Source organism: Flavobacterium sp. AC274, assembly GCF_979258275.1.
Genome location: NZ_OZ409852.1, coordinates 109,014 through 122,962 on the forward strand (window position 1 = coordinate 109,014; position 13,949 = coordinate 122,962).

A 13,949-nucleotide genomic window follows, 5' to 3' on the forward strand; every position below is an offset into this window, starting at 1 on the left:
TTGATTTTTTTAAAAAATGTTTTGGATAAACGAAAAATGATTCTATCTTTGCACCCGCATTAACCGCACAACGGTACCTTAGCTCAGATGGTAGAGCAATGGACTGAAAATCCATGTGTCCCTGGTTCGATCCCTGGAGGTACCACCAAAACCCGAATAGCAATATTCGGGTTTTTTGTTTTTAATACTTTCTACAAATGCATTACTTATATATTCTTTACTCAGATTCATCTCAAAAATTTTATATTGGCGAAACCAACGATTTAGAAAGTAGAATTGAGAAACATCAAAACCATTTTTACTCAAACTCATTTACCAAAATAGCTGAAGATTGGAAAATTGTTTTAACCGTCGATTGTATTGACAGAGAAGAAGCTGTTTATTTAGAAAAATTTATTAAAAGAATGAAAAGTAAAACTTTTAATAACAAAATAATTGCAGATCCTTCTATTTTAAAAGATATCTTGTCTAAAAGAAAACCATAATGTCCCTGGTTCTCCCGAAGCCTCGGGACTGGAGGTACCACCAAAACCCACTCACCTGAGTGGGTTTTTTGTTTTTAATAACTTTTGGGAAAATTCCAAAATCTAATAAAATTTACCGCAAAGAAACGCTAAGATTTACGCAAAGGTTCGCAAAGCTAATTATCAAAGCTTTGCGAACCTTTGCTTTTATATGAGCTTAATAAAATCTTTGCGGACTTTGCGCTTTTTCTTTGCGCCTTAGCGGTAAAAAAACACCCCAATTTGTAAACATTCAATTACCAAAAAGTGTAAATTAAACAATTATATGATTTTGTTAAAAAAGTATCAATTAAATAAAAAAATATCTTTTATATTCGTAAAATAATACTTTATACTTTTCTTTACTAATAAGAACACAAGAGTTATTTTATGGGTAAAACTTCTACAAAAGGCATTTGGAAAGTAATTTCTGCCTCATCAATGGGTACAATGATTGAATGGTATGACTTCTACATTTTTGGAAGTTTAGCTGTTGTAATTTCAACAAAATTCTTTCCAAGCGATAACCCAACTGCAGCTTTTTTATCTACATTGGCCACTTTTGCGGCAGGATTTGTAGTTCGCCCGTTTGGAGCATTGTTCTTCGGAAGACTTGGTGATATTATTGGTAGAAAATATACTTTTATGGCTACCTTATTATTGATGGGTGGTTCTACTTTTTTAATAGGCTGTATTCCAAGTTATGAAACGATCGGTTTTCTAGCCCCTTTATTGGTTTTAATTCTTCGTTTATTACAGGGTCTCGCACTTGGAGGAGAATACGGTGGTGCCGCGACTTATGTGGCAGAACATGCTCCTGCCGGGCAAAAGGGATATTGGACATCATGGATTCAAACCACGGCTACAGTTGGTTTATTCATTTCATTAATGGTAATTCTGGCTACAAAAAATGTGCTTTCAGCCGAAGATTTTGATTCTTGGGGATGGCGCGTACCTTTTTGGGTTTCGATCGTAATGGTTGGGGTTTCGTATTTGATTCGAAAAAATATGGACGAATCTCCTGTATTTGCAAAAGCTAAAAAAGAAGGTACAACCAGTACAAATCCTCTAAAAGAAAGTTTTGGAAACCGATATAATTTAAAATTTGTTTTACTGGCTTTATTTGGAGCCACAATGGGGCAAGGTGTTGTTTGGTATACTGGACAGTTTTATGCGATGAGTTTTATGAAAACGGTAATGAATGTTGATTCCTCCCAAGTTGATGAATTACTTGGAATTGCGTTATTATTAGGAACTCCGTTTTTTATTGTTTTTGGATGGCTTAGCGATAAAATAGGACGAAAATATATTATGATGGGCGGAATGTTAATCGCTGTTTTATTATACAGGCCTATTTATAAAATGATGTACGAAACAACTGATTTAAAAAATAAAACTGAAATTGTACAGGAAACAAAACAAGTTGTTGAAACCAGTAAAATCAATGATTCTATAGTTACAACTCAAAAAACATACACTGACGGCACAACCTTAACAGAGAAAAAAACGTATACTAAAAACAAAAAAGAAGCTCAGGTTAATACTTCAATTAGTATCAATACAAATGACGAATGGACTTTGATTTTTTTAATTTTCGTTCAGGTTTTATTTGTTACGATGGTGTATGGACCAATTGCGGCATTTTTGGTAGAAATGTTTCCAACGAAAATCAGGTATACTTCGATGTCTCTTCCTTATCATGTAGGAAACGGAATTTTTGGAGGTTTGCTGCCAGCAATCTCAACCTATTTCGTGACGCATTCTAAAGAGGCAGGAAAACCTGAATTTTATCTTGACGGACTTTGGTATCCTATTATAATCGCTTCGATATGCTTTGTAATTGGAATGGTATATATTGATAATAAAAACAAAACGAATCACCTTTAATAAATAATAATAATATGAATGCAATCAAACAAATTTTAGGTGTTTTATGGGTTATTTTAGCTGTGGCTGCAGCTTATTTTTGTGTCTTTGAATTTGGCTTACCCAAACTATTATCAGACAAACAAGACGATTTAGTCTTTGGAATCATCATTTTATTTATCCTAACACCTTTAATTGTTTTAGGTCTGGGGACTTTTGGTTATTTTGCTGTAATTGGCGAATACAACGAAAAGAAATAAAAAGAAAAATAAAAGGGTTGTCTGTTTCCAGACAACCCTTTCGCATTACTAACAAAACCAAAATTTTCTTCTGAAATTTATTTTTTAATAAACTTCATTACCTGAATTTTACCATTCTGATCAAAAGCTTTTACCACATACAGTCCCGCTTTTAAATCGCTTACGCCAAATTGAAAATCAACATTTCCATTAGGCACAAAACTTTTTACCAATTGCCCGGATATTGCGTAAACCTGAACTTTTGCTGCAGCAATATTTAAGGTAAAATAATTAGAAACCGGATTTGGATATAAACTCACAACATTTCCTTTTTCAAAATTTTCTATGGCCAGGCTGGCTTCTTTATTTCCATAAATTCTATATTCGCCGGGAGGTAAATTTAACGGTGCGTTTACATCTGTAACTTCTACAGCAGTGTTATCCATTAAATTATACCATGTTCCTGTATATTGAAAACCTGTAGCAACATTTTGAGCCGTAACATCAAAATTGGCAATGATTAAAACATCTTTTAATTGTGTAGAAGTTAAATTACTATTGGTGATTTTTATATTTACAGATAACGAATTTATGCTTGCCAATGTTGGTGTTCCTAAAAATACCGGCTCAGTCGTTTTAAGCGTAATCATTTTTGCCCAATCGTTGTAAATTTTATTTCGATTTGAATTTCCTAACCAATTATTTGCCCATTGCGGTTGTGGTTTTGTATCTAATTTACAATCTCCGGAAATTGCATCGAAATCATTATTTACAGAATTATCATTGCAGGTAAAAATGGAGTTTTCCCAGCCTAATTCTCCAAAATGCCAGATCATTTTTGGCCCGGGAACTAATAGCGAAACTGCTCCAATGGCGGACATTCTTGATAAAGCTGTATTTAGATCTTTAACATTATATGTTCCGCTTGAAGCTCCGTATTGTACATTTTTATACATCAGACGTTCTTCATCATGACTTTCGGCATAACCCATTAATCGGTTTGCCACAAAACCGTGACCCGTACTCGCCATTCTCGAAATATCACTTTCTGATGCATATCCCATAGACAATTGATTATAAGGTCCTGTCATCTTTCCCCACATCATAACACCTTTGCTTGGCGTTTCATCAATTTTATAATTGGCCCATTCTTTCTCTTCTGTATCACTTCCTAAATGTTCAAAAATAGTATAATGTGTAGGATCAAGACTCCATGAATAATCAGCATATTTCTTTAATATATCTACCCTGTCCTGCTGATAACTATCTGTACAACCACCATCAGAAGCTGTACAATTTTGGGTAAATCCTTTGGTTAAATCCCAACGGAAACCGTCGATTTTGTATTCCTCAATCCATTGTTTGATGACGCGATTTACATAATTCTGCGTTTTTAAGGATTGATGATTAAAATCTTCACCCACATTATAAGCATGTTTTGCAACGGTATTAAAATAAGGATTCTCTTCAGTTGGCGAGCCAAAACCATCTCCATCAGGATCGTTCATCCACATTCTTACCATCGGGTTTCTTCCAAAAGCATGATTTAAGGCAACATCAAGAATAACCGCAATTCCGTTTTGATGATATAAATCAATGAGTTCTTTTAATTTATCCGAAGTCCCGTAGAATTTATCCAACGCCATATGGAAAGAAGTATTATAACCCCAGCTTTCATTGCCTTCAAATTCCATTACCGGCATTAATTCGATTGCATTTATTTTTAGGTTTTTAAAATATTCGATTCGATCAATTAAACTCTGATAATTTCTGGCTGCATCAAAATCACGAACCAAAACTTCATACACTACTAATTTTTCTTTTTCGGGTTTTGTAAAATTCGTAACCTGCCAATTGTATGGAGTTTGCCCTGTTTTTAAAACAGAAACTTCAAAATTTTGTCCTGCAGGATAAACTGGCATATTGGGATATGAAGTTGCAGGAATCCACGGATCATCAAAAGGCGACAAAACCAAAGTTGAATAAGGATCTGCTGTTTTTACTAATGAAGGCGAATTGGCAAGCGGTGTCGCATCAACCACCCAATACTGATAGGTATTATTTTCACCGGAAATTAATCCCGTTAATTCTAACCAAAATTTACCTGAAGCAGGATCTTTTTTCATGGCATACGCCGATGAAGGCTGCCAGTTATTAAAACTTCCGGCAACGTAAACAAAATCTTTTAAAGGCGCATCCAGAACCAAGGTCACTTTTGTTGCATCACCCGAATTGTAATTAATTCCATCAACTAAACCAATTGGCATTGTCTGAGAAATTGTATTGGGATTTACAACAACCGCAAACTTTTTAACTATTGTTGTCGCTCCCTGAACAATACTCAGCTCATAACTTTGATTACTCAATATATTGGTATGATTAAACGAATAAGAAGATGTACTCGCATTTGTATCGATTGTAGCTCCGTTTGCTTTAAGCGTATAGCTTGCTGCTCCGTTTGTGTTGGTTGCGGTAATATTAAAATTTGCGCCTGAAGTTATAATTGTAGTACTATTTTCAGATGGTGCAGTTAAAGTTGCCTGAAAAGAACCAACTTTAATAAAAAAATCTGAACAAGATGGCGCTTGCTTTAATGTCTGAGAGCCATTTGCGTTTCTAAAAACCATGCCCATTTTTGTGGCATCAGTTTGTTGTGTTGCAGTAAGTCCAAAATAGATACTTGGCGTAATGGTAATACTCCACGTGCCATTTCCATTGTCGTTCATTAAGCCAATTCCGTCATCATTTCCCCAATTTCCTTTTGCCGTTGCCCAGGGATTAGCTTCTGTTCCAATTCCTGAATGCATATATACTTTTGAAGGATTGGTACCCATTTCATTACAAGTTGGTGATGCAAACGAAGCCGTAATTGTTATCGGTTCATTTACCTGAAATATAGCAGGAGACACTGTTATTTGCTGAGCATTGGCAGTGACAAAAAGCAGATATAAACATACTAGTATAATTTTTTTCATAATGTGGTTTTGGTTTAGTTAGTATTATAAAAAAAGGCTATCATAGAGATAGCCTTTTCAGTATGTACATTAAAAATTAATCTAATGTTATTGTTTTTGCAACGTTGTCAATTTTAAAAACTCTAAGTCCGGTTGCTCCGGTATATTTGAAGTTTTTATCTCCGTCATTAGCATTTTCTAATTCTGAATCAATAGTATAACCTGCGTTAGCGTAATATTCAAAGTTGTGACTATTATCTGAGCCCCAGTTGCCTCCACTTGTAAAGTCATTAGATAAAAATTCTCTAAATGCTTCTCCATTTTTAAGAACAAGACTAACCTCATAGATCTTTGATTGTCCGGCAACTAGCGGAAATTCAGTTTCAGCATCTCCATCCCATGACCATCCACCAGGAGTAGCACCTCCTACTAACCAGTGCGAACTAGCCAGTGGCGCATGATAAGGAGTCGCTTTAAAAGTAACTGAGTTAGAATATTGCGGAAGTCCATCTGCACCTATCACAGCTTTAATACGAAGATCAACATCGTTTACTTCTTTCTCGATAAAACCTCCATTAACTAAAGCAGAATTTAATTCTTCTACAGTTAGTTCCTGCGAAACTGCAGTAGTATTAGTTACCGTCACTGGGCTCTTAAAATTAGTTCCTGCTTTTGCAATTTGAATCGTATAGTTTACTACTACAGTACTTCCTGCATAAGTTGCTTTGTTCCACGTAACAGTTGTAGCAATTTCTTTCTCTGTTTCCTTTGAAAGCACAATACTAAAATCAGATTGTGGTGTTAACAATACCGGAGCAGTTCCTACCCCAATAACAGGTCTGTTTTCTACATCATCAGCATTACACGAGACCGCTAATACACCAATAAATGCAATTAAAATTTTATATATATTTTTCATTTTAATGTTTTATAAAATTAGTATCCAGTGTTTTGCTCTAATGTTGGGTTTGCCTGAATGTTTCTTGCAGGAATTGGCATTAAGTCTCTGTACGACTCTGTTGCATTACCATTGATAGAACCACCTTTCCATTGCCAGATTTTTGATGCTCCTGTAAATTTTCCAAAACGAATTAAATCAGTTCTTCTTTTACATTCCCAAAATAATTCTCTTCCTCTTTCATCTAAAATAAAATCAAGAGTTAATTGAGGAAGTGTAACTGCCTGAGCATTTGCTCTGGTTCTAATTTGGTTGATATAACCTAAAGCAGTATTTATGTTTCCAGTAGTAGCTCCTCTAAGAGTTGCTTCTGCATACATCAAATAAGCATCAGTTAATCTAAACATTGGGAAATCGATATCCGGAATATCATTTCTTTGTGCTGCAGAACCATCTGAATTTATATTAATGTATTTTGTAACAGCATAACCGTCTGTAAAAGTCCCTACATTATTAATGTTTTTTGATTGACCATCTGTATAAAATGTTCCTCTATTATCTGCTGTTGCAGTTTCATCTGGAAAAAGGTCTACAAACTCTCTACGAGTTCTGATTCCCTGCCATCCACCATCCATACCTCTGGACGCAGCATTCATGCTACCTCCAATAGAAGCGTGCATAATAAAACTCATTCCTCCACCAGTAGCTCTAATAGCGTTACCATCTCCAACAATTGGAAAAATAAATTCGCTTTGAGCACCATTTCTATTATTATCTGCAGAGAACAAATAACGGTAAGGAACATTTGCAAAAGTATATCCTGAATTAATAACTTCAGTACACATTGTAGCTGCTTCGTTATTTCTGTCTACTCCTGTATATACTTTAGAGTTTAAATAAATTTGTGCCAATAAAAATTTAGCAGCCGTTTTATCAACTCTACCATATTCGTTTGTTTTTGAAGCAGCTAAACTATTGTCTAAATCTTTTAATTCTGACTCAACAAAAGCGAAAACTTCTGCTCTTGATTTTTGTACCGGATAGAAGAATCCAACAGGATCATTTTCTGTCGTGATTGGCACATTTCCGAACAAGTCCATTAAGTTATAATAAGAAAACGCTCTTAAAAAACGAGCTTCAGCTCTAAAAGTAGCGATTTCAGCTTTTAAACTTGCGTCAACACCTCTTGCTGTTAATTTCTCATCAGTAGTTTGTCTTAAAAACTCATTGGCAACACTAATGTGGTAAAATGCTCTTGAAAATGTTCCTTCTAAAAATTCATTAGCAGGAGCCCATGTTTGAGCATTTATTGTTGGTAAAGTACCATCTGCCCAAGCAATAATAGCTTCATCTGTAGAAAATTCCTGAGTTACAAAAAGCAATCTTAAGTAACTGCTAAAATCTCCTCCAAGTCCTGAAATATCAGGGTTTCTTCCAGGTATCGTAGCATCTCCATCTCCATCATTACCTCCAACATACAAACCTGCGTATAATTTTGCTAATACTTGTTTGTACGATGCCGGATCCTGAAAAAGGTTTCTGATAAAAATTCATCATCGTCTTTTGGGGTCACGTTTAAATCGTCCGTACACGAAGTAAGCGTCATACTTATTCCTAAAATGAATAGGAAAAAATAAGATATATATTTAAATGATATTTTCATTTTGTTTATTTTTAAATTTTTGATTTCAGTCTACTATTAGAAATTGGCATTAACTCCAAACAAGAAAGTTCTTGCTCTTGGGTAAACATTATTATCAATTCCATTGAATTTCTCAGGATCTAATCCATCATATTTCGTAAGAATGAAAACATTTTGAACACCAGCTGTAAATCTTAAAGAAGCAGCTTTGATAATTGTTTTATCAAAAGTGTATCCAAGTGTAACGTTATCTAATTTGATAAAAGAAGCATCTTTTACAAAATAATCAGACAAGTAACGTTGTGTTCCGTTATCTTCATAAGTAAAACCAGTATTAAAATAATCTGAACTCACGTTTGACAAATCTGTTTGTCTTCTTAAACCTGCATCAGAATATCCTAAATTAGAACTTACGTTGTCAAAAATCTTATTTCCAACACTTGCTCTCCAGTTCATTGTAAAATCAAACTTTTTGTAGTTTAAAGTAGAGAACAAACCAAAAGTGTAATCCGGAGCAGTTTTACCAGCTCTGTAACGGTCACCTGCATCAATTTTTCCATCTGCATTTCTATCTACATAAGCTCCTGCAATTGGTCTTTTGTTTGCATCATATAATTGTTCGTATACAAAAAATGAATTTGGCGCATATCCTACTGAGTTAATCTGGATTTTATTTCCATTTCCACCAGCAATATTATCTCCGGTTAAATATCCCTGAAAACCTGGAACTGTAGTTCCTAGTTCTGATATTTCCTGATCAATGTAAGTCGTATTGAAAGCTACATTCCAAGTCAAATTATCATTTTTAACAATATCAGAAGCAATACTAAACTCAACCCCTTTTGTTCTTACACTACCAATATTAAAGAAACCTTGATTTCTAATATTTGCACCATCAGGAACCGCAATATCTGCTAATAAATCTGTCGATTTTTTATCAAAGTAATTGATTGTTCCTGTAATTCTGTCGCTGAAAAATCCATAATCAATACCAACGTTAGTCTCAGCTAATTCTTCCCATTTAATATCAGGATTATAACCTTCTGGTCTCGCTGTTGAATAAACAGTATTACCAAAAACATATTGAGAATTGATTGTTCCTATTGTTACTCTACGTAAATAATCATATTGAGCAGAGATATCCTGTTGACCCGTAGTACCGTAACCAACTCTTAATTTTAAAGTCGAAAAAGTAGCGTTATCTTTTAAGAAAGCTTCTTCAGATAAATTCCATGCAAAAGCAGCTCCACCAAAATTACCCCATCTGTTATCTTCAGAAAAACGAGAAGTTCCGTCTCTTCTATAATTTAAAGTCAATAAATATCTACTGTCATACCCTAAATTCAAACGTCCAAAAAACGATTGTAAATTAACATCTGGCTCAGTAGTAACATCTTCATTAGGATTTGGCTGTCTGGTTTCTCCTGATTGATATTTCTCTCTTTGAAACAATTGGTAGTTATAACCAGCCGTTGCATCAATTTTAATTTTTCCTAAATCTTTAGTATAATTAAAATAAGCATTTAAGTTTTTATTTTGAAGTGCATCTGTATAACTAGAATAGTTTCCTAAGTTTACATAACCTGCCTCAGTAAAAGGCTTTGGCTGATATCCTAAAGCACTTTGCGTACTTACTTCGGTATATCCGCTACTGTCAAATCTATCAATACCTGCTTCTACAACAGCTCTTAAATCTTCAAAGAAATGAAGTTTATAGTCTAATCTAACATTACCCCATTTTCTTGTCGAAGTAGCTCTTCTGTTATCCTGGTTTAATCTTGCCACAGGATTTCTTGCTGGCAATAATGGTAAATTTCCACTAGGTTCAAGCCATTCATAATATCCTCCGTAACGAGAACCAGTTTCGTAAACAGACTGCGTAGGATCAAATCCGATAGCACTTCCAATTACAGCACCTTCATCCTGAAATTGGTTTTTACCGAAAGATAAATTTCCGCTAATATCAATTTTTAAATGATTATCAAATAAAACCGGATTTAACGATAACGATGTCGTAGTTCTTTCAAAAGAAGTGTTTCTTAGGATTCCAGGATTATCAACATTACCAACAGATAAACGTACAGGCAATTTGTTAAACAAAGAACCGCTTACAGAGATATTATTGTTAGTTGTTAAAGCAGTATGAAAAATTTCATCTTGCCAGTTTGTATTTGCAGTACCTAATAAAGCTTGTTGAGCAGGAGAACCTTTTGTATTTACCAATTCACGAAATTGGTCTGCATTCATTACATCAACAGTATTCGCAACAGTATTGATACCAACCTGAGAACTAAAGTTAACTTTTACACCACCTTTTGTTCCTTTTTTAGTTGTAATAACAATTACACCATTTGCAGCTCTTGACCCATAGATTGCAGCAGCAGAAGCATCTTTAAGAACTGTAAAAGACTCAATATCATTAGGATCAATTGTAGATAAAATACTTGTAGAACCTTCTGGTTTAGTATTACTTAACGGAAGACCGTCTAATACAATTAAAGGCTCGTTTGAAGCATTTAATGAAGACCCTCCACGAATTCTGATATCCGCTTTTGCTCCAGGCGCTCCTCCACCAGTTACATTAACACCCGAAATACGACCGCTAATTAAACTCTCCGGAGTTACGTTAATTCCTTTATTAAATTCTTTAGCAGAAATTTGAGATACAGATCCTGTTGCGTCTTTTTTCTTAACAGTACCATAACCTACTTGTACAACAACTTCCTTAAGTTGGTTGGTATCTTCTTCTAAAGAAACATTTAGTGTTTTTTGTCCGGTGAAATCAATCGTTTGCGTTTTGTATCCAATAAAAGATACCACAATTTTGTTTCCACTTTTAACATTTGATAGTTGGTAATTACCATCAAATCCAGTTGATGCACCGCTTGGAGCACCTTGTACATTTACATTTACTCCCGGTATTGGCTGGCCTGTAGTTTTATCTACAACAGTTCCGCTTAAAGTACTTTGAGCTAGTACAGTAAATGGCAACAAGAGGAATAAAAATAACAACTTTTTGTAAATTGTTTTCATACTTTTTGTTTAAATTAGTTTGAGTTTGTGATTGTTAGTTAAGTTTTTAATTTTACTTCGAATTTCAAAATTAGGAATTTATTAACATGAACAACCAGAAGCAATTTTTATTGAGTTACGAAAACGTGGTAGTGTTGAAAACTTTCTATATTTTGTAATCTTTTCAGTCAAAAAATGATAAATCAGAAAATAAAAGATACCTTTATTAATAATTAGATTTTTTTCAATAATACGATGAAACGCAAAATCACATTAAAACAGATTGCAAAGGAACTCGACGTCTCTATTTCAACTGTCTCAAAATCATTACGAAACAGTCTTGAAATAGGCGAAGAAACACGCTTAAAAGTGCAGGCTTTTGCAAAGTTTTATAACTATAAACCAAACAATATTGCCCTTAGTTTAAAAAACCGAAAAACCAAAAGTATTGGTATCATTATTCCCGAAATTGTACACTATTTTTTCTCTACGGTCATCAACGGAATTGAGCAGGTTGCCAACGAAAATGGCTACAGTGTTGTCATCTGTTTATCTGATGATTCTTTCGATAAAGAAGTCTTAAATATGGAGATGTTGGCCAACGGAAGTATCGATGGTTTTATCATGTCCCTTTCTAAAGAAACACAATACAAAGGTGATTTTCACCACATTACAGAAGTCATCAATCAAGGAATGCCGGTTGTAATGTTCGATCGCGTTACTAATGACATTTTATGCGATAAGGTTATTATTGATGATAAAGCGGCAGCCTACGAAGCCGTTCAGAGTTTAATTGATAACGGAAGAAAAAAGATCGCTCTTGTTACAACCGTCGATTATGTAAGTGTTGGAAAATTAAGAACCGATGGTTACGAAAAAGCCTTATTAGACAACGGGTTACCATTCAACGAAGATTTAATCATTAAAATTGAAGACGTAGATACCTGCGAAATAACCATTTCTGAACTTTTGCATGCAAGAGCATTTGATGCTGTTTTTGCAGTAAATGAGCTTTTTGCAGTAACAATTATCAAAACTGCATCAAAAATGGGATTAAAAGTTCCGGAAGATTTAGCTGTAATTGCATTTACAGACGGAATCATCTCAAAATATTCAACGCCAAGTATTACAACCGTAAGCCAAAGTGGTGAAAAAATGGGAAATAAAGCAGCTAAAATGCTGATCGAAAGGCTCGAAGCAGAACACAATGATGACGAAGAAGAAAACGAAAATTACACTACCGAAGTGATAGAAACACATCTTATAAAAAGAGAATCTACTGACTAAATTTCTTAAAATCAACACATTCCAAAGCCATAATTAATTTTTATGGCTTTTTTGTTAGCATATATCTAAAAATAATTTATACTTTTACGCCCGTCAAGGCTTTTACTTTTACTTCGAAAAAAACAGTAAGTTTTGATAAGCAAAGCGCTTATCGTCTAATTAATTTTTTAATTACGATAATGGAAAAGCGTAAATTAAGTTTCTGGGAAATTTGGAACATGAGTTTCGGTTTCTTGGGAATACAAATGGGATTTGCACTTCAGAATGCAAATGCCAGCAGAATTCTTCAAATTTTTGGTGCCGACGTACATGAACTTTCATGGTTCTGGATTATTGCTCCCCTTATGGGATTAATAGTGCAGCCCGTTATTGGTCATTACAGTGATAAAACCTGGAGCAAATTCGGAAGACGAAAACCATTTTTTCTGGTTGGCGCAATCCTGGCTTCGGTTGGATTAATTTTAATGCCTCAGGCTAATATTTTCATTTCTGTTTTACCCGCTTTATGGGTTGGGGCCGGAATGTTGATGATCATGGATGCTTCTTTCAATATTGCTATGGAGCCGTTTCGTGCTCTGGTTGGAGATAATTTAAGAACAGATCAGCGTACAGCAGGTTTCAGTATTCAAACTTCATTAATTGGTTTTGGAGCCGTAATTGGTTCGGCTTTGCCTTATGTTTTAACCAACTATTTTGACATTTCAAACAATGCCGTTCCCGGAAGTATTCCATTAAACCTGAAATTATCATTTATCATTGGTGCAGCCGTTTTAATTGGTTCTATTTTGGTAACACTTTTTACAACAAAAGAATACACTCCTGAAGAATTAGCTAATTTTCAAGATCCACAAAGTGAAGTAGATATACCTTCTGAAGAAAAATCAAAACTTACCGACATTTTTACAGACTTTGCAAAAATGCCAACAACAATGCGTCAGCTTAGTTGGGTTCAGTTCTTCTCCTGGTTTGGATTATTTGGTATGTGGGTTTTTACAACTCCCGCCATTGCACATCATATTTACGGATTGCCTTTAAGCGACACTTCAAGTCAGCAATATCAGGATGCCGGAGACTGGGTCGGAATTTTGTTTGGAGTTTACAATTTAGTTTCTGCTATTATCGCACTGTTTTTCCTGCCATACATCGCAAAAAAATCGGACGAAAATCAACTCACGCACTTTCATTAATCATTGGAGGAATCGGATTAATTTCCATTTACTTCATGCCAAATGAAGACTGGGTTGTATTACCCATGATTTTAATTGGAGTTGCCTGGGCTAGTATTCTGGCAATGCCTTACGCAATCCTTGCAGGATCGATTGCTCCTAAAAAAATGGGGGTTTACATGGGAATCTTCAACTTCTTTGTTGTAATTCCTCAAATTGTAAACGCATTAATTGGCGGTCCAATTGTAAAATATCTTTACAATGGCGATGCAATTTATGCCTTAATTACAAGTGGAGTTAGTTTTTTAATTGCTGCTCTTTTAGTTTACAAAGTAAAAGACGTAGACGATACTATTCAAAAATAATAAAGAAGAATTTTTCA

General features: G+C 34.6%; 8 protein-coding genes, 1 tRNA gene and 1 pseudogene. 6 read left to right on the top strand and 4 right to left on the bottom strand.

Annotated elements, in window-relative coordinates; genetic code table 11:
• The first annotated feature begins 72 nt into the window (after positions 1–72).
• The 4 genes from ACZZZT_RS00465 (at position 73) to ACZZZT_RS00480 (ending at position 2,629) form a co-directional block, all read left to right on the top strand.
• A tRNA-Phe gene (locus tag ACZZZT_RS00465) sits at positions 73–148 on the top strand.
• Between the two features lie 49 nt (positions 149–197).
• Complete coding sequence (locus ACZZZT_RS00470) at positions 198–485, top strand: GIY-YIG nuclease family protein (protein ID WP_073394820.1); 288 nt, start codon at positions 198–200, stop codon at positions 483–485.
• 408 nt (positions 486–893) lie between these two features.
• Positions 894–2,390, top strand: a complete 1,497-nt coding sequence (locus tag ACZZZT_RS00475; RefSeq protein WP_463459079.1) for an MFS transporter — start codon at positions 894–896, stop codon at positions 2,388–2,390.
• 14 nt (positions 2,391–2,404) lie between these two features.
• A complete protein-coding gene (locus ACZZZT_RS00480; RefSeq protein WP_042563404.1) occupies positions 2,405–2,629 on the top strand; it encodes a DUF6814 family protein in 225 nt (74 codons plus the stop codon).
• Positions 2,630–2,706: 77 nt separating this feature from the next.
• Here ACZZZT_RS00480 and ACZZZT_RS00485 read toward each other — a convergent pair whose 3' ends face one another.
• The 4 genes from ACZZZT_RS00485 to ACZZZT_RS00500 all read right to left on the bottom strand — a co-directional run bounded on the left by ACZZZT_RS00485 (position 2,707) and on the right by ACZZZT_RS00500 (position 11,135).
• Entirely contained in the window at positions 2,707–5,583 is a 2,877-nt protein-coding gene (locus tag ACZZZT_RS00485; RefSeq protein WP_463459080.1) for an alpha-amylase family glycosyl hydrolase, read from the bottom strand.
• A 76-nt stretch (positions 5,584–5,659) separates the two neighbouring features.
• Positions 5,660–6,481, bottom strand: coding sequence for a SusE domain-containing protein (locus ACZZZT_RS00490; RefSeq protein ID WP_073394814.1), 822 nt, complete (start codon positions 6,479–6,481; stop codon positions 5,660–5,662).
• Between the two features lie 17 nt (positions 6,482–6,498).
• Positions 6,499–7,941 carry a RagB/SusD family nutrient uptake outer membrane protein gene (locus ACZZZT_RS00495; protein ID WP_463459081.1) on the bottom strand — a complete coding sequence of 481 codons (1,443 nt, stop codon included), beginning with the start codon at positions 7,939–7,941 and terminating at the stop codon, positions 6,499–6,501.
• Between the two features lie 218 nt (positions 7,942–8,159).
• The gene (locus ACZZZT_RS00500; protein ID WP_463459082.1) at positions 8,160–11,135 is read right to left on the bottom strand and encodes a SusC/RagA family TonB-linked outer membrane protein; all 2,976 of its coding nucleotides are present in this window, start codon (positions 11,133–11,135) and stop codon (positions 8,160–8,162) included.
• A gap of 234 nt (positions 11,136–11,369) precedes the next feature.
• Here ACZZZT_RS00500 and ACZZZT_RS00505 point away from each other — a divergent pair, with 234 nt between their 5' ends.
• Together ACZZZT_RS00505 and ACZZZT_RS00510 are read left to right on the top strand one after the other, a co-directional pair.
• Positions 11,370–12,401, top strand: a complete 1,032-nt coding sequence (locus tag ACZZZT_RS00505) for a LacI family DNA-binding transcriptional regulator (protein ID WP_073394810.1) — start codon at positions 11,370–11,372, stop codon at positions 12,399–12,401.
• A 179-nt stretch (positions 12,402–12,580) separates the two neighbouring features.
• Positions 12,581–13,932: pseudogene (locus ACZZZT_RS00510) on the top strand (MFS transporter).
• Positions 13,933–13,949 lie beyond the last annotated feature (17 nt).